The 20,219-nt window shown below is 62.4% G+C and carries 14 protein-coding genes and 5 pseudogenes; 4 read left to right on the top strand and 15 right to left on the bottom strand.

Going from position 1 to position 20,219, the window contains the following annotated elements:
• Window positions 1-1,195: 1,195 nt before the first annotated feature.
• The 5 genes and pseudogenes from AB4118_RS33575 to AB4118_RS33555 all read right to left on the bottom strand — a co-directional run bounded on the left by AB4118_RS33575 (window position 1,196) and on the right by AB4118_RS33555 (window position 7,946).
• On the bottom strand, window positions 1,196-1,738 hold the full coding sequence (locus AB4118_RS33575) for a general stress protein (RefSeq protein WP_441493820.1): 543 nt from the start codon (window positions 1,736-1,738) through the stop codon (window positions 1,196-1,198).
• Between the two features lie 846 nt (window positions 1,739-2,584).
• A pseudogene (locus AB4118_RS33570) lies at window positions 2,585-2,971 on the bottom strand (TSUP family transporter); the annotation flags it as partial.
• Between the two features lie 113 nt (window positions 2,972-3,084).
• Window positions 3,085-3,384 (bottom strand): annotated as a pseudogene (locus tag AB4118_RS33565) (transposase); the annotation flags it as partial.
• 258 nt (window positions 3,385-3,642) lie between these two features.
• A pseudogene (locus AB4118_RS33560) lies at window positions 3,643-4,267 on the bottom strand (tyrosine-type recombinase/integrase).
• Between the two features lie 289 nt (window positions 4,268-4,556).
• Entirely contained in the window at window positions 4,557-7,946 is a 3,390-nt protein-coding gene (locus AB4118_RS33555; RefSeq protein WP_441493819.1) for an AAA family ATPase, read from the bottom strand.
• A gap of 309 nt (window positions 7,947-8,255) precedes the next feature.
• On the opposite strand from AB4118_RS33555, the pseudogene AB4118_RS33550 reads away from it, so the two are divergent.
• Window positions 8,256-9,191, top strand: a pseudogene (locus tag AB4118_RS33550) (IS110 family transposase).
• Between the two features lie 570 nt (window positions 9,192-9,761).
• Here the strand turns inward: AB4118_RS33550 and AB4118_RS33545 are convergent.
• The 6 genes from AB4118_RS33545 to AB4118_RS33520 form a co-directional block, all read right to left on the bottom strand.
• Window positions 9,762-10,010 carry a hypothetical protein gene (locus AB4118_RS33545; protein ID WP_441493818.1) on the bottom strand — a complete coding sequence of 83 codons (249 nt, stop codon included), beginning with the start codon at window positions 10,008-10,010 and terminating at the stop codon, window positions 9,762-9,764.
• A 218-nt stretch (window positions 10,011-10,228) separates the two neighbouring features.
• Window positions 10,229-11,425: an MBL fold metallo-hydrolase gene (locus tag AB4118_RS33540; protein WP_441493817.1), complete on the bottom strand. Its 1,197-nt coding sequence runs from the start codon at window positions 11,423-11,425 to the stop codon at window positions 10,229-10,231.
• A 253-nt stretch (window positions 11,426-11,678) separates the two neighbouring features.
• Window positions 11,679-12,575: a DUF6328 family protein gene (locus tag AB4118_RS33535; RefSeq protein WP_441493816.1), complete on the bottom strand. Its 897-nt coding sequence runs from the start codon at window positions 12,573-12,575 to the stop codon at window positions 11,679-11,681.
• A 4-nt stretch (window positions 12,576-12,579) separates the two neighbouring features.
• Window positions 12,580-13,131: a phosphatase PAP2 family protein gene (locus AB4118_RS33530; protein WP_441493815.1), complete on the bottom strand. Its 552-nt coding sequence runs from the start codon at window positions 13,129-13,131 to the stop codon at window positions 12,580-12,582.
• 615 nt (window positions 13,132-13,746) lie between these two features.
• A complete protein-coding gene (locus tag AB4118_RS33525; protein ID WP_441493814.1) occupies window positions 13,747-14,364 on the bottom strand; it encodes a cysteine hydrolase family protein in 618 nt (205 codons plus the stop codon).
• 27 nt (window positions 14,365-14,391) lie between these two features.
• The gene (locus AB4118_RS33520) at window positions 14,392-15,915 is read right to left on the bottom strand and encodes an FAD-dependent oxidoreductase (RefSeq protein WP_441493813.1); all 1,524 of its coding nucleotides are present in this window, start codon (window positions 15,913-15,915) and stop codon (window positions 14,392-14,394) included.
• A gap of 385 nt (window positions 15,916-16,300) precedes the next feature.
• On the opposite strand from AB4118_RS33520, the gene AB4118_RS33515 reads away from it, so the two are divergent.
• Together AB4118_RS33515 and AB4118_RS33510 are read left to right on the top strand one after the other, a co-directional pair.
• Complete coding sequence (locus tag AB4118_RS33515; protein ID WP_441493812.1) at window positions 16,301-16,807, top strand: YciE/YciF ferroxidase family protein; 507 nt, start codon at window positions 16,301-16,303, stop codon at window positions 16,805-16,807.
• 69 nt (window positions 16,808-16,876) lie between these two features.
• Entirely contained in the window at window positions 16,877-17,323 is a 447-nt protein-coding gene (locus AB4118_RS33510; RefSeq protein WP_441493811.1) for a low affinity iron permease family protein, read from the top strand.
• A 642-nt stretch (window positions 17,324-17,965) separates the two neighbouring features.
• Here the strand turns inward: AB4118_RS33510 and AB4118_RS33505 are convergent.
• From AB4118_RS33505 to AB4118_RS33495, 3 genes and pseudogenes are all read right to left on the bottom strand, one after another.
• Window positions 17,966-18,214, bottom strand: a complete 249-nt coding sequence (locus AB4118_RS33505) for a hypothetical protein (protein ID WP_441493810.1) — start codon at window positions 18,212-18,214, stop codon at window positions 17,966-17,968.
• A gap of 348 nt (window positions 18,215-18,562) precedes the next feature.
• Window positions 18,563-19,059: pseudogene (locus AB4118_RS33500) on the bottom strand (ATP dependent DNA ligase).
• A 20-nt stretch (window positions 19,060-19,079) separates the two neighbouring features.
• A complete protein-coding gene (locus AB4118_RS33495; RefSeq protein WP_441493809.1) occupies window positions 19,080-19,559 on the bottom strand; it encodes a DUF6894 family protein in 480 nt (159 codons plus the stop codon).
• A 100-nt stretch (window positions 19,560-19,659) separates the two neighbouring features.
• Here AB4118_RS33495 and AB4118_RS33490 point away from each other — a divergent pair, with 100 nt between their 5' ends.
• Window positions 19,660-19,842, top strand: a complete 183-nt coding sequence (locus AB4118_RS33490) for an anti-sigma factor (RefSeq protein WP_441493808.1) — start codon at window positions 19,660-19,662, stop codon at window positions 19,840-19,842.
• A 224-nt stretch (window positions 19,843-20,066) separates the two neighbouring features.
• Here the strand turns inward: AB4118_RS33490 and AB4118_RS33485 are convergent.
• The coding region (locus AB4118_RS33485; RefSeq protein WP_441493414.1) for a DsrE family protein at window positions 20,067-20,219 on the bottom strand (153 nt) is incomplete at its 5' end.

Below are 20,219 nucleotides of genomic sequence, written 5' to 3'. Positions count from 1 at the left end.
GGGAACGACGACCACGTTGGGTGCGCTCACGGACATGATGCAGCCTCCTACCGAAGACCAAGGAATGAAAGAATGGCCAACACGACCACGATGAGGCCAACGATGTAGATGACGCCGTTCATGAGACTCTCCCGATGCACCGCCACATAGGTGACCGCGGATGAACCGACGGCGGAGCCAAATAGTTCCAGGCGGGACTGACGAGCCCGGGAACACTCCTGCTTGTCGTTGGTTCAAGCTCGACAAACAGGAGGACAGACCATGGGCCGCGGCATACTTCTTTGGATGTTGGGAATTCCTCTGCCGATCATCATTTTGCTCGCCTTCTTTCGATAGCGTGCACGGCCCGGAGTTCCCCAGCGAAGGACTCTCTGAGGTGATCGGAGTTTGTCCGGAGCGGAACGGAGAGCCCCAATGACAGCAATCGACCACCGGCAGCTTGTCACTATTGAGACCGAAACGACCGACGGCAGTCAGGCGTCCGTCAATGACTATTCTCCTCGCGTTTGAGGGGGCTCATTCGCCTCGGTAGTGTTTGTGGTCATTGTCGCGTGGCTTATGCTCCTGGGTTACGGAGCTTTGTGGCTGTACAACTGGTTCAGCCACTGAGATGAGGCCGCCGGTCACGCGTGTTTCTCCCGGTACCGACGTCCGCCCGCTTCATTGGAATCGCAGCGTACCGGCGATGCCGCAATTGGCGACGGAGGCGGTGAGCTAACCCGCTCGCGGCGGCGGGCGGCTGACGTGGCGCCGCTATCGGTGCCCTTGCATGGCGTGATCGGCACACCCGTCGGCCTGGCGACGATGCCGAGCAACTGCATATTTCAGCGGAAGAGCGCCCGGGGCTTCACCGGGCATGCCCGCAACGCAACCAAATTGAATGTCGGTAATGTCCTGCCTGTCGGTATAAGCAGTATCACCGACGGGCGGGATCTCTTCGCCTCGAGCCGCTCGCCGCCAGAATTCCAGTTGGTACCCGGAGATCCTTCAGCGTCTTCGGAGGATTCGACGAACGCCGTCAGCCTCTGGGCCGAAGCAGCGCTCGGCAAAGCCAAGGGGCGCGAGATGATCAGTGCGACACGGCGCCGGACCACGCGCCGGATCCACGGGAGGCCAATGCCAACCTCCCCGCGAACGCTTCGCCACGTAAGGCCGCCGGGGCGAACCCCGGCGGCCTGTTGCAGACCAGTTGATATCAGATGCCGGTCTGGCCGCGCACGTACGGATCGGCCGTCTCGTCGAAGCGAGTCCAGCCTTCCCGGCGGTACTCAGCGAGGCGGCTCTCGCGATCGATCGGGGTCGCACCGTCCAGAATGGCCTCGACCGTGGCGGCGTGCTCCGCGGCGGCCCTCACAGAGACGACGGTGCCGCCACGACGAACTGTCTCGGCATAGTAGTGAGCCTCCTCTTCGTCGACACCGGCGCTAGTGAACGATCCGACGAGACCACCAGCGGCCGCGCCTGCGATAGCGCCGGCCGCGGTCGACGCGAGCCAGCCAGCGGCAACGACGGGACCAATTCCCGGGATTGCCAGCAACCCGACACCGGCGAGAAGGCCAGCCGCCCCGCCGATGCCAGCGCCAATGCCAGCGCCCTCGGCGGCGTTGCTGTCCTTGGCGCGCTCATCGCGGCCGACGACGCTGATGTCGGACGACGAGATGCCCGCCTGTTCGAGCTTCTCGACCGCTGCGGCGGCCTGGTCATAGGTGTCGTAGGAACGAGTGATTGTACGGGTCATGTTTGTCTCCCGAGGTCTGAGTGCGAAGGACATCGATCAGTTGCGGGTGATGTTGTCGCGGTAACCGAGACGTTCACCTGAGCGCCGGCGTTCGTGGCCGAGCCCTTCCAGACAGCGTTGTCGTCCTTCTTCAGGCCCGTGACGTTGGTGCGATCATCGGATAGCTGAGATGGAGTATTACCAGCAACGGCAACGCTACTACCGGCGCGACCGTTACGACGACGGGTACGGGAACGGTCATCGCCGAGGCGGACCACCGCCTTGGGCGCCCGCCCACGGGTACCGGACGACACCATTCCGCACGCTGGTGATCTCGATGGCTGGCTAAGCTGGCCGCCCTGCCCCGCCGCTTGGTGGGGCAGACTCTTTTCAATGGTCCAGCTCGCAGCACGGAGCCCCCCGGCACGGTCAGCCCTTGCTGTCTAATGAGAGCGCCAAAATCCGAAGAGATTCAACGCCGTCTTTCGGGGCACCTATCAACCGAAAGGATGATCCAATACTGCTCCTTGGGTCGGCAGATTGGTGCAGCGCCAGGTCCGTCGGGAGGGCGTCTGCGCGAGATCGCCCCACCAATCTTAGGTGCGGGGGCATCCGGCTGCTTGCTTATTCGGGGAATTTCCGAGTGGCGGTGCCGGCTGCGATAGCGGTGCCGCTGGCATCAAGGGCCGTAACCGTCCACTCGTAGTCGTGGACTTGCGGAGGCGGAGGGGACGGCCCGTTGTAGCAGCCCGTTAGGGCGCCGCATGGGATCGAGGCGCTGGCCTTGCCGAAGAAGGCGACTTCGCCGCCCCCGTGCTGATAGTTCGGGGCCTGACGATCGACCATCTTGAAGCGCAGCGTCTTCGTAATCGCGGCGATGGCGACCAGCAGCAGAGCGATGATGCGATAGAGCGACTCAGACCGCAGTTTCGTGGCCCAGCCCGCACCGAACCAAGCTCCGAGAAGGCTGCCTGCCAGTAGATTGAGGATAACGGGCCAATGTGCCGCGACCTCTGTTGCGGGAACCGTGCCGGCCCGAAAGGGCAGAGCGGATGCAACCACCACCAGGCTCATTGCCTTGTTGAGGATGACCGCTTCGAGCGCGCCAAATCGGAATGCGCCAATAAGCAAGGGAAGCCGAAACTCCGCGCCGCCGAGTCCGATCAGTCCGCCTAGCGTTCCGATGAGAGCGCCGCCAGCGAATGCTCCGGCGCGCGAACGGGGCGCTGTCGCGGCTGCGGATGCGTCGGTCATAGGAGCCTGTCAGAAACGCTGTAGTGCAATGAATATAGCGCTGGGAGACGCGGCGCCAAACGCGCTGACGGCGTTTGAGCGGCGAGCGGCGTGAACGCGTGACGAGATCGGGTTCAGGCGCGGATCGCTTCCATCAGCGACTTGGCACCGATGATGGCGATGACGCGCTTGAGGTTATAGGCGAGGACGTGGAGACCGATTTCGGTCCTCACGTTGGACCGCCGCCTCGTCAGGAAGTGCGTTGCCCCCATCCAGGCTTTGATCGTGCCGAAGGGGTGTTCGACGAGCCGCCTTCGCAGGCGCATGACGCCTGGCGTCAGGTACATCCGCCGCTGAAGGGCGTCGATGAGTGCCTCGTGCTCCCAGCGGGTCACCCGCCGCTCGACGCTGGGTGTGCACTGAGCCTTGAGGGCGCCTCGCCTTCCTGGCGGTCGGCCGTGTCGAGGTCCCGTAGGTAGCCGGCGATGTGCTCGGCGACCTGCTCCAGGCGCCTTCTTCAGCTTGTAGGCCGTGAAGTTCTTGTCGCGGTGCGCCAATGTCCGCAAATGGCGCGGATCGGCAGCAACTGAGCGTGCTGCCGAACTTCCGCTCGCGACCAGACAAAGACATTCGAGAGCCGGTCTCGACCCCGCTTGTCGTAGAGGCACGGCGGTTGCCCGCCGTGCCTCGCGTCACAGGTCCGTCTGTTCGGATAGGATGAGAGCGTCGTCGACCTCAATGCCGAGGTACCGCACCGTGCTTTCGAGTTTCGTATGACCAAGGAGAAGCTGAAATGCCCGCAGATTCCCCGTGCGCTTGTAGATGAGGTAAACCTTGGTACGCCGGAGGCTGTGCGTGCCATAGAGAACGGGGTCAAGACCGATCAATGATACCCAGTCATCAAGAAGGCGTCCGTACTAGCGTGTCGTGACATGATCGCAAGGTCGGCTACGGCTCGGAAAAACCAGTCGCAGTCCCGAGCGCCTCTCGTTCTAAGCCAAGCAACAAGCGCCTCGCGGGTTGAACCGGTCAGTTCGAATGGAACTGGACGCCCTGTCTTCTGCTACACGATGCGGTCCGTAGCCGCACCGGGCCCCCGAGCACGACATCGGCCGCGCGAAGGCGAACGAGATTGCACCCGCGCAGTTTGCTATCGATCGCGAGATTGAACATCGCCACATCGCGAATCCGGCCGTCATGCTGGAGTCGGGTGCGAATGGCCCAAATGTGTTTCGGCTTCAACGGCGGCTCGGGTCCAATAATGCGACCGGCGTTCCAAGCCTGCCGCTGCGGTTGGCTTTGAGCTTCGACATGCATGGCAATTCCCCCTTTGGGGCGCCGCATCCTCAACTATCCTATCAACGAGATTGCTGTGTTGCCTCAAGCCATTCAGTCCTGCGCCAGGAGCGCCAGGCGCTGAAGTTGGCATCCTGCCGCGAAGCGGACTTTATGAGATCGTCGTCGGCATGGCGGGTGGCGTCCCCAAAGCGCATTCTCACGATTGAGTGCCAGGAGATGCTGCCGAAACGGTCAATGCCACGGCTGGTCGACTATCGCTCTTGGACTGACGCGCCAATGCTGCGACCCAATCGCCTTTGCGGATGCATCATCGATGGTCAGTCGGGCGTTCCGATCGCAGTTCGTCGAGCAGTGCTCGCCCCTCCAGAAGATCAGGCGTATCGAAGCCCTCGCTAATCGAGGCGTAAGGAGATGCCAGGGCGTCGTACGCTTCGGCGCATTTACCCTCGGCACGCAGATGCCGCGCGAGCCGGATGGCCGCCCGGAGCATGAGGGATAGAGCCCCTTGCGCTGTCGCGATCTCCACGGCACGCCGAAAGCAGGCCGCCGCCGGTCGATATGTGGCGAGCGATAGTTCTCCCTCGAGGAGACGCAGCCGCGCATTGACCCAGGATTCCCCGTGGCGCTCGACGACGGCGTCGGCCTCGGCGAGGGTGGCACCCGCCTCCTCCAGCCGCTGCGCCTTGACGTAGAGCCCGGCGAGGATCGCAAGATAGTGCGGCAACCTCAGTCCGGCGCCGGTCGCGCGCAGATCTCGCAGACCATCGCGCAGGCGTACGATACCCCGATCGAGGTCGCCCTCCTCGGCGGACGCCCAGCCATCCATGATCGTGGCCCAGGCAAGATAATAGCTGAACCCATACTCGGCACAGACTGCGTAAGCGGCGTCGGCATGCACGCGCACCATCGCCGGTTCGCGGCGAAACTGGTGCAGCATTGCGGCGTAGGCGAGCGCGACGGCGAGGCTGAACGGGTGGTCGAGTCGTCTGGCCAGCTCGATCGCTTCGCCGATGGCCAGAAGTGCACGATCCGCAAATCCGAGATGCCAGTTGACATGAGAGGCATAGGCGCGGCCATGGACGTGGATGTTGACGCCAGCCGCGAACGCCTGGGCGGGTTCACCGGCACGCTCGATCTTGCTACGGGCCGCCTCCAAATGGGTCAGGGCCAAGCCATGCTGGCCCAGGTGGAACAGGTTGAATCCCAGCGCATGATGGGCGTCAGCTTGGCGCACGAGGTCGTCGCCCCGTTCAACCAGTTCGAGCAGTTCAGCGCCGAGCTCGCGCGTGCGGGTCAAATGACCCCGTACGTGATGGACGTGGCACAAACCGCGCAGCGCGCGTGCGCGATAGCTGTCGTGCCCTTGTTGGCGGGCGAGCTCCTCGGCTCTGGCGTAGGCCGTCTCGACCTGGCGTGCACCGAAGCCCTCGGTTGCGATCAGCGGCGGTCCCAAAGCCACCTGGACCTCGAGCTCCTGGCGCTCGCGCGCCTCGCTCGGCGGCGCGTCCTTGAGCACGGCGAGCGCTCTCGTCAGATGACCGATCGCTTCCTTGTTGGCTGAGCGCTGCCGTGCCAATCGGCCGGCGCGCAGCCACCAATCCACGGCGAGGTGGTGAATTCCGGCCCCCGAGAGATGACGGGCCAGGAGTTCGGGATGGCGCTCGACGAGGGCGGGGAACTGCGCTTCGAGCGCTGCAGCGATACGCGCATGAAGCTCCACTCGCCGGCTTTTGAGAAGGGTCGCGTAGGCCACATCCTGGATCAGCGCGTGCTTGAAGGCGTAGGTCGCGTTGGGCGGCTGCCCGCGCCGGAAGACCAGATCGGAGCCGACGAGCCTGACGAGCGCTTCGCTGAATGTCGGCTCTTGCAGCGGCGACACCGCGGCCAGAAGATCGTGATCGAACTCGCGGCCGATGCAGGCGCCGATCTGCGCCAGTTCCTTGGCCGGTGCCAGCCGATCCAGCCGGGCCATGAGCGAGTCCTGTAAGGTCGAGGGAATGGCGAGCGCCGCCGGCACGTCGATGAGTTCGAGGTGGTCCCCGAGGTCTCGTAGCAGGCCGGATTCGAGAACCGTTCTGGTCAGCTCCTCGACAAAGAGCGGGATACCGTCCGTCTTGCTGGTGATCTGGGCCAGAACCTCCGCTGGCAAGGCCTTTCCGCCGACGACGCGGCCGACGATCATCGCCACGTCGCTACGGACGAGCCGGGAGAGCGAAAAGGAGGTGACATGAGCATGGCCGGTCCAGGGAGGGCTGAACTCGGGCCGGAAGGTGATCACCGTGAGCGCCCTCAGGCCCTGCACGCGTTCGGTCAGAAGATCCAGCAGCTCCATCGACGAAGGATCGATCCAGTGCACATCCTCGAAGACGGCCAGGACCGGCTGCTGGCCGCACAGGGCTTCGAACTGCTGAAGCAAGACCTCGAAGGTGCGCTGCTTCTGGCGCTCGGGCGTCAGATCCAGGGCCGCCTGGCCGCTCTCGACCGGCAGCGACAACAGGGCGGCCATGAGCGCCCTGGCATCTTCATCGAGGTGCTCGGCATGAGGGTTGAGGAATGTTTCCAGCTTGCCGAGCTTCTCTTCCGGCCCGTCCTCGCGAGCAAAGCCGGCGGCCCTCTCGATCTGCCCGAGCACCGGAAAGAGCGCGCTGTTCATGTGGTAGGGCGAGCAGAAATAGTTCAGCCCGGCGACCGGTTCCTTGGCGAGCGCCTCGCGCAGCGCCAGGACGATCCGCGACTTGCCGATTCCGGGCTCGCCGGAAAGCAGCACCACCTGGCCCTCCCCGGTCTTGGCCCGTCGCCAGCGCTCGAGAAGAAGCGCCAGCTCCGCGTCACGCCCGACGATCGGCGCCAACTCCCTGACATGGAGCGCCTCGAAGCGGCTGGCTGCACGACCGGGCCCAAGTACGCGGAACGCGCGAACCGGCAACGCCAGTCCCTTGAGCGGCTGGACCCCGAGATCCTCGACTTCGAACAACGCGCCCAGAAGCTCTCGTGTACCCTCGCCGATCACCACCTCGTTGGGCCGCGCGAGCGTCTGCAGGCGGGCGGCAAGATTCGGCGTTTCGCCGACGACCACCTCCTCTTGGGCCGCGCCCTCCCCGATAAGGTCGCCCACGACGACCACGCCCGTGGCGATGCCGACCCGAGCTGCGAGCGGCTCGCCGGTCGGGCTCGCCAGGCACCCGACTGCCTCAACGGCCGCGAGGCCGGCCCGCACGGCGCGCTCGGCCTCATCCTCATGCGCCCTCGGCCACCCGAAATAGGCAAGCACCCCGTCGCCCATCAACTTGGCGACATGGCCTTCGAAACGAACGAAGCCACCTGTCACCGCGTACCGGTAGGCGCTGAGAAGATTGCTCATGTCCTCGGGATCGAGCCGGGCCGAGAGTGCCGTCGAGCCGACAAGATCGGCGAACAAGACCGTAAGCTGCCGCCGCTCAGCCCCGGCTCGCGCCGGTTCCGCAGACAGCGGGATCGCCGGCTGCGGCTCGGCTGTCACGCCACCTGCCAAGCCGTGGCCGCGCAAGGCCGCGATTGCTGCCAGCAGCTTGCGGCGGTGGCCGATCGAGATGACGCCGAGCCCGATCAGGTCGTCCGCCGTCAGATCGGGCAGAATATCGGCGCCTATATCATTTTCGCGGAACGCCTGCTCGTAGTCCGAGAGCTGCAAGCTGCGCAGCCAAGTCCCGATGTCCACATCCACTCCTCCTCCAGTCGCCGGAGCGAGGTCACGACAGGCAAGAGCGCTTCGCCTGGCTCTAACGGCAAGCGGCCAAGGGTCCCGGCTCTGAACACTCCGGCGGGCACGTCACCGCCTAGCACCAACGGCAACCTTACGCTGGTCGGCCGTTCTGGTTCATGCGGAACAGGTTGGTCGGATCATAGCGGCGATCGGGACCTCCGCCAATCGGCGAAAATCGCGCCATGAGCATGCGTAATCAGGCGGCCCCGCGAGGGTGCAAACTCCCATTAGGATCTCGGCAGATCCAAGAGGGAGGGAGTCGCGATGTTCTACGCTGCGCTGGATGTGTCGCTGCGCTCGGTGGCGATCTGCATCATCGACCATGACGGGAAGATTTGTTTCGAGCGCTCCGTGCGCTCAGACGTGCCCGATGTCCTTCTTTGCCTCGCGGGATTTGGTCAACCGATCCATCAGGTCGGGTTTGAGGCCCGCGCGCTGACACAGCCCATCTCCTACGGACTGACGGAGGCTGGCTACGACGTCGTCTGCATGGAAGCGCGTCAGGTCGCGGCTGCGCTTTCGGCCATGCGCAACAAGACGGACAAGCATGACGCTCGCGGCATCGCCCAGATCCTCAGATCGGGATGGTACAGCCGGGTGCACGTGAAGAGCATCGAGAGAGACGAGCCGCAAGGTGATGCAGCGCAAGTGCATCGACCTCGGCAACGAGATCCGCGGCCTGTTGCGGATCTTCGGCGTCGTTCTGCCTTTGCGGCTTGCCGCGGTGCGCGAGACGATCGAGACCGACCCTGCGCTCAGCCATGCGCTCCTACCGATGCTGGAGGCACGGGCGATGCTCTTGGAGACCTTCACCGAACTCGATCGGCGGGTGAAGTGGGCCGCGCGCGAAGACACGATCTGTCGGCGCTTCATGACCGTGCCGGGCGTTGGAGCGCTCGGACGGTCGGTGCCCATTTCGGCCTGACGCCGCGGCGCTTCCAATCTGGCGAGACGGACAACCCGGGCCGGATCTCGCTCGCAGGTGACGCAGACGTCCGGGCGACGCTCTACGCCGCCGCAAACGCCATGCTGATGCGCTCGATCACCTGGTCGAGCTTGAAGGCCTGGGGCGTTCGGCTGAGGAAGACGAAAGGCCGACGGCGCGCCATCGTGGCGGTCGCCCGCAAGATTGCGGTCGTGCTCCATCGCATGTGGGCCGACGGTACCGACTTCCACCTGGGATCGGAGACTGCAGCATGACCTGACCACAGCTTTCCAGCGATCCTGGCCGGGATCGTCCCACGCGGACGACGGGATGGATGAAGCCGCAAACTTCTGCTGCGCTTCAAAGCGCGTCCATTAGCGAGGCTCTCCAGACCCAATCCGATGCATGCGTGCAGCGGCTTCGCTCGATAGAAGCCACCAGACTGCGAAGAGAAGCGTGAACCGCGTGAACGAAACCCCGGCACAAAGGTGCAATCCGAGCTTGACCCATCTGCCCGATTAGAGAAGCGGAAGTTGGCATAGCGCCCGGACGCGGACCTAACTGAACTGGCGAGGCTGGCCCCGCTGACGACCCCTTGCAGAGGTTGGCTCAACTCGCCATTGCCGCACCCGATGTCACGTCGTTAGCCCCCACTCCGCCTCGCCGCGGCTGATTACCAAGGCGATCGGCCAGGGTCTCCTTGGTTTGCGCAAAAATCATCGCGACTGTCGTGATGATATTGTTCAGAAGACGAACATCCTCTTCGATCGAGACGCCTTCAATCGTTACGTTCTTAGCGTCGTTCAGAAGCTGCTGCTCGAGAGCATTGAGACGCTCTGGCCCGCTCAGAGCTGACCAGGTTCGGCCTTCACCCTGATCCCACGCGCGATCATCGTGCCGATCATCCGGAGGCGATGGTTCCGGACCTCATAATCTCTGATGGCAACCCTAAGAGCCGCCAGTTCGAGGTCCTTGGCCGGATTGGGCTTAGCATCCTCGATCTCGCCAACGCGCTGAAGAGCGCAGCGATAATCCTCATGGCAGGTGAGGCAGATTGTCGGTGCTTTCAATGTGAGTTCGTGAACCGCGGTCATCGGATTTCTCCTTCCGGGGCCAACAAAGAATTTCGCGTGGTGGCAACGAACTGCCTTGGGATTTGTTCCAACGACGGCTGGTCTGGTCGGCTTCCTGCGACGCCTTCAGATGGCGTTGAATTGCTCGAACGACTCGAGGAGCTGGCGAGAGGCCGATGATTGAGAGGTCTGTCCCTCGGATACATTGCCGGGATACCGGGAGCCTTTCGCTGCGTGCCTTAAGAGCGTTGGCTGTCGAAGATCAACCGCGTCCCCGTATACGCCCGCACCAGCTTCATCGGAAGTTCGGCCTTAGCGAGATCGGTGAATGGTTCGCCGGTGCAGTGAAGCGGAATGACATAGGTCGGATCAACCTCCTTCAGAGCGGCAATGGTCTGACGCAGGTAGTCCGGCTGATAGGGGGCCAGATGGAAGCCGCCGATCACCGCATAGACCTTGTCCACACCGGATACCGCTTGAGCCTGCTTGATCGCATTGATTACGCCGCGATGGCTGCATGAGGTGAGCACGACAAGCCCCCGCCCCTTAAGGTTAAAGGCCGTGGCAAGCTCATGACGGAACTGGTCGGGCACCTGCCCCGGCTTTCTGTCCTCCTCCGCAAGCCGCTCCGGGGAGCAGCCCAGACCATTATCCATCCCGATCTTCATGGCACTGGGGGACAGTAACGTTTCGAAGCTGCTCTGGCTGATTTGACCAGAAGTGAAACCATGATCTCCGACGAGCGAAGCGCCGATCGAGTCCGTCACCACGAGATCAGCCTTTTCGAGCACCCTGCGATCGAGGACCCCGAAATCGCCCCGCGCGGGTGGACCGGTCCATTCACGGGCACAGAAACAATCCTCGCCACCCACATAAAGCGGTAGTTTGGGCTTCAGCTTGCCGCTGGTGCGCTGAAGGAAGCCCACGAGCCCGCCGAAATGGTCGTAATGGCCATGGCTGAGCACCAATGCATCCAGGGCGCCGGGATTGAGACCGACGAGTTCGATATTGTTGTTGAGAGCTTCGGGCGTGAAACCGAAATCAATCAGAGTGTTTCGGGTCTCGGAGCCACGCTGGGTCTCGACATGCATCGAAAGACCAAATTCGCTAACCAGTGTCCTGGCGGGCGGATGATTACCGATGCCCCACCCGAAATGCTGTATGTCCAGACCGTCGACCTTTCTGCTGGGGGCGACGGCGAACTGATAGCTGTCGATCAGGATGCGAACGGCAACCCGGTCCAATTCCGGGACCTCGCCAGTGAGCCTCTCGGCGCTGGCCGGTCTGGTCTCGCCCAGCAACCCGGCCAGCAATCCGGCGAAGAGGGAAGCGCCCCCGCCACAGATGAGTTCTCGTCGGTCCACAGCGTCACACACAAGCCGCCGTGGTTCAGCATTGCAGCGACAAAAAAATGCATTGGAGCGACCAACACGCATGGCGACCTCCTGAACCGGTTTCGACCGATGGTCATCAGAGGCGCGGGACGAAGCGAAATGCTCGCTCGTCGGGCATTGTGAGAAAGCAAGGATACACCTGCCAGCCCCGCCCTCCAACCGTATCGAAGCGGCATTCGGCGCCGGCCCCACCGAACTGGCGGGACGGCGGTTCGATCGTCGACGTTGAAAATATGCCAGGAGGCTGCGGAGACGGCACACATTGCGGCCAAGCGCAGCAGCCACGACAACTCCATTAGGCGCTAGGCATCTGCCGATGCTTCAACCAAGGCCACGCATGCCAAAGGCCCAGAAGCACCGTCGCCGTAACAACTCCGAAGGCCGCCGATAAGCGACCATGGCCTGCGATCATTGATGCCACCAGATATGCGTCACCCGAAATGCCCAGCGCGAGAAACACAGTCGCCAGTAAAATCAGTCTACTCGCGACTTGCTGGAAATCGGGATCGTCCCGTCCGCCGTAGACAATCCGGTGATATGCCGCCGGCGCGATCAATAGGGCCGTGGCGACCGCCATAAGGGCCAGAGAGGAGCCATGGACAAGCTTCAGGTCGGAAGTCAGTTCCGCAAATTCCTTTGTCAGAACAATTGCGAATTGAAAGCCAAGAATAGCCTGGGCGCCGGGGAGCACGACACGCGCCTCAGTGAGCACATAGTCAATTTTCGCAGCGGTCGGTGCCTTTTCATCCGATATCGGCATGGCTAACTCCTGAGCGCGAACCAGGCAGGGACCAAACCAGATCGCAATGCTCGCAACGAAACCGCAGAACGCCGCAAAGGCCCCCCAAGCGGCACCGGCGATGCGCGCGCCAGCCAGCCCCAGATCGGTTCCCATTGCGACCGCGAACAGCACAAGCGTGGCGACCGTCACGCGGTCTATCAAGGCGATAAGCCTGCCGCTCGCCTCACCGGCAAGTGCGATGCGATGATACGAACTCGGCATGATCAGGAGGCCGATTACGCCAATGATCAGAGCGAGAACGCCGAGCTCGAGCGCTTTCTCGGCGGGCGATAAGGAAGAGAAGGCGTTTTGAAACGGTGCGTGAAACTGGAAGCCCAGCAAAATTTGGGCTCCCAGCATCAGCATGCGCGATTCATCAAGCGCCGTTTTCGTCTTGGCGACCAGCGACATGGGGTCAGCTTTCACCTCGCTCGAGCGAGTTCACCAGATGTTCGACCCCTACTCCCAGAGCGCCTCCTGCCACTACGTCGCTGGGCCAATGGGCCAGTAATGCAACCCTCGTAAGGGCAATCAACGTTGCGCCGCTCCAGGACCAGACCGAATATCGCGGCCAGATACGCGCGAGGGCAGCCGCCAAGGCGCCCATCTGAACCGCATGCCCTGATGGAAATGAGTCGAGTGCCTTTCCGGAGCGAGGAATCCCGCGGCGCCGTCTGCGGACTTCGATCCGATCAGGTCGCTCTTGTGCAAAACAGCGCTTCAAAATGTGAGGTACTACCGAGCTCAGCAGGACACTGAGGAGGACGTGCCTTGCCGCCGAGCGCTGCCGTCGCGGTCCGCTCTGGGCCGGGACCCATATTCCGATAGCCAGGACGAGCAAGAGCCGCTCGTCAGCCAGAAGAGTTGCTAATCGCAAAGGGCGCTCCACGGCAGGCGCAGTTTGATGCGCGATTCCGCGGGCGATAACCCGATCGAAGGGGAAAACTGGTACTCGCCATCGCCGCATGATGTGAAGTGCCCGCTCCAGCTAGCCCTCAGAACGAGCCAGCGAGGGATTTGTTCGGCTCTCCGCTGAGGCTCTTTCGGCCCCGGGGCAGGATTTGCTCCTGACCAATCAGGATAGAATCGGCTCGATCTGAATTCTCCGGCGGAACACCGGGCTCCCGGGATGAGTTCCTCGAAACATCCTCGAGTTGGAGCCAGGACGATGAGACCAATGGAGCCTATCGAAACGGGCCGCGAACTCGCTCTCAGAATGGGCGCCCGCTTCCCACGGGAAGACTGGATCGCCACCCTAGCCGAACGATCCGGGGAGAGCCGGGAATCGGTCGAATGGCACTTGCAGGAAGACAGCGAACCACCGCCGCGAATCCTCGCGGTCGCTGCTGAAATGCTGGCGTCCCCAGAAATGGGAAGCGAGGAAGGGTCAGTAAGCAGAAGCAGCCTCCTGACCAAGGATGATCTGCCATTCTCCGGTCTCCCCGGAAACCTTGGGAAGTTGAAAAAGGACTAGACGGTGAATGGATGCGCCGAGCTGGGCAAGGAGGAAGTGACGAGCGAGTCAAATACTACAGGGACTCATCCAATGTTGCGCACGCGTGACGGCGGCCGGGTCGGCGGATCAGTGGTCGAACACCTGACGCCAAGCCCCCAGGATCTCTTCGGTGTCTGCGATCGCCAGTTGGTGCGCGAACCGGCACTCGAACATCCTGATGAGAGCATCGTGACCTTCATCTGACGAACTGCAAACGGCGTCGCGCGCAACTACCACATAGAAACCAAGATCGATCGCCGCCAGGATGGTCGATAAGACGCAGACATCTGTCTCGGCCCCTGAGAACACGAGAGTGTCGGCCCGCCATTCCCTGAGCATGGTCGCGAGCTTATGCCCGGCAAACGCCGAGTATACCGGTTTGTCGTAGATAAGGGCGGGGGGAGCGAAACCTTCTAGCGGGGGCACGAGATCCACCAGGCGGGGATCCAATCGGTCGAGGGTCGTGTTCCGCCAGTGCCGATAGTAACCGCGCCAGGCGCCAGGCGCGATCTCCGGCGTTTGCGGAGGGACGAACCGAGTAAAGATCGTCCTGTCGTGACTAAGCGCGGCCAGCTCGGCACATTTTGGAAGAACCCGGTCCATCCAAGGGGTCGGCCAAGGGCCGTCGGCGGAAAACAACCGCTGCATATCGATACAGATATGGACGGATCTCGACGATAAGCGCAGCCGCTCGGCACTCGACATGGGCCCTCCGGATCAGACGCGGGTCCTTTAGTTCTCGGTCTCGGGAAGCGCCGTAACGGCTGGTCCGTTCAGCACATTTCCATCTGGTGCAAAATGGGAGCCGTGGCAGGGGCAATCCCAACATCGCTCAAAGCTGTTCCACTGTAGATGGCAGCCCAGATGCGTACAGACCGCTGACCGCTGATATATTCTGCCGTTCTCGTCGCGATACGCGGCGATCTTGGTCAGACCACTTCGAATGATTGCACCTTGTCCGGGATAAAGGTCCTCAACCGAAGCAACCTCGCCGGGCGCCAGATACGAAGCGGCGTTCGAGAGGGCCGTGATGTTCTCGGACATGAATCTGCCCGCCGCTTTGAGCGGTTTGCGCGCTGGATCATACACGGAGGCATAGGGGCTTTCGTCACCAGCGATCATCGCCGGGATCATCAAACTGGCAACAACGCCATGGGTGATACCCTGGCCCGAATCCCCGGTTACGACGTAGATTCGCTTATAATCGGGATCGAGCCCAATGAACCCACTATAATCGAGCGTGTCCATGACTTGACCGGACCAGCGATGGGTTTCCGCTCCAAGGGTGGGCACCAGCATTCGGATCCACGCATCAAGAGCAACGAAACGTGCGGCCGCATTGTCGGCTTCTCCAGACTTGTGGTCCTCGCCCCCCACGATAAGTCGGTCACGCCCCTTGGGCCCGGCCGTAACGCGCACATAGTGATAGGGGTCGAGCGTGTCCCAGTAGAGCTTGTCCTCAACCTCCCCGTTTTTGACGTCAAAGGCCATCGCATAGGTGCGATACGGCGCCTGCTTGGTGTGAAAGCCCGTGGTCCTATGGATCGGCGAATTGGTGGCGACCACCGCAGTTGACGCCGCGACCTGATGGCCATTCGCCAACCTCGCCCGCACCCCGGCCCCCTGCTCCTGGATCTCGTCAACGGCGGTGTTGGGATGGAGAAATCCGCCCTTCGCTTCGATCGCGCCGCAAAGGCCTTGCAGGTATTTTAGGGGATGGAACGTCGCCTGATTGGGGTATCGAAGGTAGGGGGTGTCTTCGAGGCCGACGAGCGGAAGCCCTTTTCCGCGTTTGACCGTGACCGCCAATTTTGCGGCGGCTTTGAATTCGTCATCCAGGATGTTCTTGTCACTTGTCGGGTCCAAAAACAGGATGCCGTCCAGGCGGCGAAACTCGCAGTCGATTCCTTCCCTGAATTGAATTTCCTCGATTCGGTCGACCGCGGCGCTTTGGCTGTCCTGAAATCCTCGGGAAAGCTCGGCCCCTCTCATCGACAACAGTTCAGCCAGCGTGTCATCACAGATCGGGGCTAAATGCGCTGTGGTTCGCGCCGTCATTCCGCCGGCAATCGTACCGCGATCCAGAACGGCAACAGACAGCCCTCGCTGCAATAGCTCGTAAGCGATCGACAAACCGGCAATGCCGGCGCCAATCACGACCACATCAATCGCGAGATCCTTCTCGAGCGGGCGGGCATGGCTTGCAACCTTCACGTCCATCCAGACCGACCGGCTGTGTTCGTCCATCGCATTCATCGGAAAACCTCCACCCTACGAGGAGGAACGCGAACTCCCGTTTTTGGTTCGCCCACAACAGAGGAATGACGGCGCTCCGAAAGTTGGGCCGGGTCCTCGGACGACTGATCAACGCGCCGTCCCAGTTTCAACAGCGGATCTCCGCTGTGAACTTTTCGCCCACTGGCGATTGGAGAACGGCTGTAGATTTCAGCCGCGCATAAGGCCCAGGGTCCTTCGAGACATTGGCCTTAGCTTTTTGTAATACCATGGAAATTGCGACGCTCCGGCAGCTCGGAGACCGGCCGGAGTGAGCGATCGACGCCTGGCCGCCGCTCCCCCCGGAACAATTTGGTTACTGCGGTGTTCGTGGTGCTTTCCGAACTCTTCACCTGGGAGAGAGCCCATGGCCGCCGAGGCAAAAACCCTCAACGACATGTTCATCGACACCCTCAAAGACGTCTATTATGCCGAGAAGCAGATCCTGCGCGCCTTGCCAAAAATGGCGAAAGCAGCGAAGTCCCAAGAACTCAAGGCAGCCTTCGAAAAGCACCGCGACGAAACGGAAGGGCATGTTGAGCGCCTCGCTCAGGTGTTCGAGATCGCCGGTAAAGCGGCGCGCGGCAAGACCTGCGATGCAATTCTCGGCATCATCGAGGAAGGCAAGGCGGTGATGGAAGACTATGCCAACAGCCCGGCCATTGATGCAGGACTGCTCGCGGCCGCGCAGGCCGTCGAACATTACGAGATTGCACGGTACGGCACGCTGAAGGCGTGGGCCGCGCAACTTGGCCTCAAGGACGCGGCGACGCTGCTTGATCAGACGCTCAACGAAGAATCGCAAACCGACGAGGCACTTTCGAAGCTCGCAGCGAGTTCGGTCAACAAATCCGCCATGGCGAAGGCCGCTTAGCCATAGGCCAGGGAGCTCCGGGGCGAAGCCGAGGCTCCCTTCTTGACCTATCAATGTGAGCCGCGTGCGATGTCGAACTATCAGGAATCAGTGAGCGACCTCGGAAGCGATGCGTCGCTGTTCACCCGGCTTTCGCAGACCACCGCCCGGTGGGCAGGGAAGCCACAAACCTTCTTTCTGGCGCTCGCCATCATCGCCATTTGGGCCCTGTCAGGGCCGTTCTTCGGCTTCAACGACACCTGGCAATTGGTGATCAATACCTCGACGACGATCGTCACCTTCTTGATGGTCTTCATCATCCAGAACAGCCAAAACCGCGATACCTGCGCGATGCAGATCAAGCTGGATGAATTGATCGTCCGGCTAGAGGGAGCGCGTGAAGAGCTTCTCGACCTTGAGGAACTCGACGAGGAGAAACTCGAGGCGCTTCGCACCGAATTCGAGCGGCGCGCCAAGCGAGCCCGGGAGGGACAAGCTCCGGCAGCCGACGCCATTGAAGGACGCCGTGGCTTCTGAAGAACTCGAGAGGGTCACTCACCAGGTGACCCCTCCGCCTTTGTACTCTTTGGCTCGGTGCCCCGACAATAAGGGCGGCCAGGGCCGCGAGAGCGACCTGCCTCTTTGACCCTTTTGGATGAACCTCTCGAACGGCGCGATAAAGTGCGGCAGGACTGGTATAGTCGCCAGCCACGCGGTTCACCATGTCGGCCATTTTCCGGACCAGCTTGGCTTTCCCAGGCATGACAATCGTCCTCCCAATGCGTGCCCTCCCGAGCAATATCTGTGGGGTAGACTGGGCACATCCCACCCCACCGGTCCCGGTCTGGCCCCTTTTGCCCGGCGACGGAACACGCCACGCAGAGTTAAAATTTTACGTGAGTCGAATCCCTTCATGCTTCGGCGCCTGTTCGGCCTGACCGCGGCCGAGACCCGCCGCTCTTCAATTGGCGCGCGGTGACCAGCCCGCCCGAAAGTCGGAGGTGAGCCTCACTACCATTCGCAGCCAGCTCGGCACGGTGTTCGGGAAAACCAATACCAGGCGTCAGGCGGAGCTGGTGACGTTGCTTACTCGGCTGGCGATCCTGCCTTGAGAGGGCCGGCCCGGTCCGGGGGAGCCCGGGGCCATGGCCACCCGAGATGCGCCGAGTGGGCACACGCTCAGTGCAGGCCCGGCAAAGCGGCCATTGCCATCTCTTTCTCCACGGCGATGAAGGCGTGCGCGAAGTCCTCGGTCGGGAACCGGATCAACAGGGCTGTATCACCGGCATGGAGTGGCACCACCTCATAGGGGATTTCCCACTCGCTCAGCCAATCCTCCATCGCCTGGAGCCGAGACAGAAATCGCAACGCGGTCAGCGGCATGACAACGTGATAAATCCACGCGTTTGAGGCTTGGCCTTTGTCCATCCGCCTGATCCGAAGCGATATGAAGGCCCCGCCGCTTCGCAACGGCAGGGCCCCAGGCTGCGAGGGTTGCGGCCGTGAAGTTGTCAATCGCTCCACGCCCTCACGCCACTAAAACGGACGGTGGCCCAGCGTGTTCCTAAGGACAGCACAAGAAACAAAAAGCCCGCGGCGTCGTCCCGCTGCGGGCCAGATGCAAGGGCAAAGGAGCTTCGCCGTGCGGGGGATTGCAGGCGGGCTCCGACCCGGTGGTGGCGGCCGGAGAATCTGATCGCGGCGTCAACACCAATCGTGAACGCCCGGCGAGGCTTTCAGTTCCGCGGCCGTCCAGTTCCCTTGGGATGGCCGGCGTTAATCGTCATTCAGGGGAAGAACGTTCGCGGCATCAGAGACGTCGCGCAGCCCCTTGTACGACGCGTGCCGCAGCTTCTGGTCCGTGGTCCAGGCGCGGAATTCGATCTCAGCCACCAGTGATGGCGTCACCCAGCGCGTCCCCTTTCTCGTCAGTTTCAGCGCGGCTTCTCGATCAGGAGTGCGTCGAGCTGCTTCCGCAGCGCGGTCGCGGAGCGATCGGTGAACCCGGTCCCAACGCCGCCGACATAGGTCAGCCGGTTGCTCTTCCAGGCCGCGAGCAGCAGCCGGCCGATACCGCCCAACGCCGCCGACGAAGGCTCATAGCCAACGATGAAGAACCCTTCCGACTGGATGCACTTGATCTTGAGCCATTCGCCGCCCCGGCCGGATCGAGACGGCGCATCTCGGCGTTTCGCGATGATGCCCTCGAGGCCAAGCTTGCAGGCCAGGATCAGGAACGCGTCACCATCGGCATCAACCTCCTCGCTGAGCATGATGCCAGGAGCGGCGCCCGTTACCGGCGATGACGATGATGAGCGTCGTTGTCATGAACCTCGATGGCGAGAAGCGTGTGCTCATGGGTATTCTTAACCGGCCGACCAGGGTCGAGTGCGCTCGGCGAGGTGGAGGGTTTTGGCTCGCCCTTTGCTGGCGAAGTGACGCTCCCATCCGCCGCGGGAGTTGCCCGATCGTCCGTCGGTATGCCTGTTCCCGGCCGTGGGACGCTATCGCTAGTCCTCCCGGGCTGTCCGACCTCCGTTGTGGTCCAGCTTGCGGTAAGTTCCATCCTCGCCCGGTAAATCACGCCCTCATCTTCCCGGCGGACGCTAACGGTGAACAACCGGCAGTCGCCATTTGGCATCACCGCGCGCGCCATATCGGGCAAGGCGTCCAAAGCCGATAGCCGCGCCTCGCCGTCGCTGGAAAGTTCTATGCCGTCCTCGTCGATATCAACGAAGTCGCCATCCGAACTGTCGAAGAAATAACGGGTCATGTTCGTTCCCCGCTAACGGGAATCGGGTCCGGCTCTCACTACAGAACGTGTCTGGAGAGCGCCCGTTCCAAGGCGGAACGACAAAGGCAGCCGCCTCGTGATGCTCGCGCGACCGATGACGGTCGACGCGAATGCCGCCATGGCTCGCCACACGGTGGATGGCGTGAGCGGCTTCAGCTGGTCCGACAATGGGCTCGGCTACAGCCTCGTCGGAGCCAGGCCGGCAGAGGCGCTGCACCCGCTCGCCGATGCCGCGCGCCGACAGATCCGCGACAATGCCTGATTGTCACGCAATCCAGGGAAAGCTCCAATCAAACCTCGCGTCTCCCCTGGCCTCCCGCGGTTCGATGGTGGCCCCCGGCTCCCGGACCAAAGCATCGGCCCGAAAAGTGGATTGCGATCTTCGGGGCAAGGCCGATGCAAGCACAAGAGTAGATCATGGGACCGGATACGATGTCCGGTCCGATGATCTGGCGGCCAGGACGACGGCAGCCTTCATCGCATGCGCTACGGCCTGACATAGGTCCAGCCTTTCTCCTGCAATTCCATGACGCGCACGACGCCGGATTTGACCAGCGTCGCCTCGGGGATCAGGCCGATCTCCTTGTTTTCCGTCTTGCTCATGTTCTCCTGGGTGTTGCCGCAGGCCTTGAATGAGAT

The organism is Allobosea sp. 2RAB26 (genome assembly GCF_052115465.1).
Lineage (GTDB): Bacteria > Pseudomonadota > Alphaproteobacteria > Rhizobiales > Beijerinckiaceae > Allobosea.
Note: the sequence above shows the minus strand (reverse complement) of the source record. Positions and strands in the feature narration are given on the sequence as shown.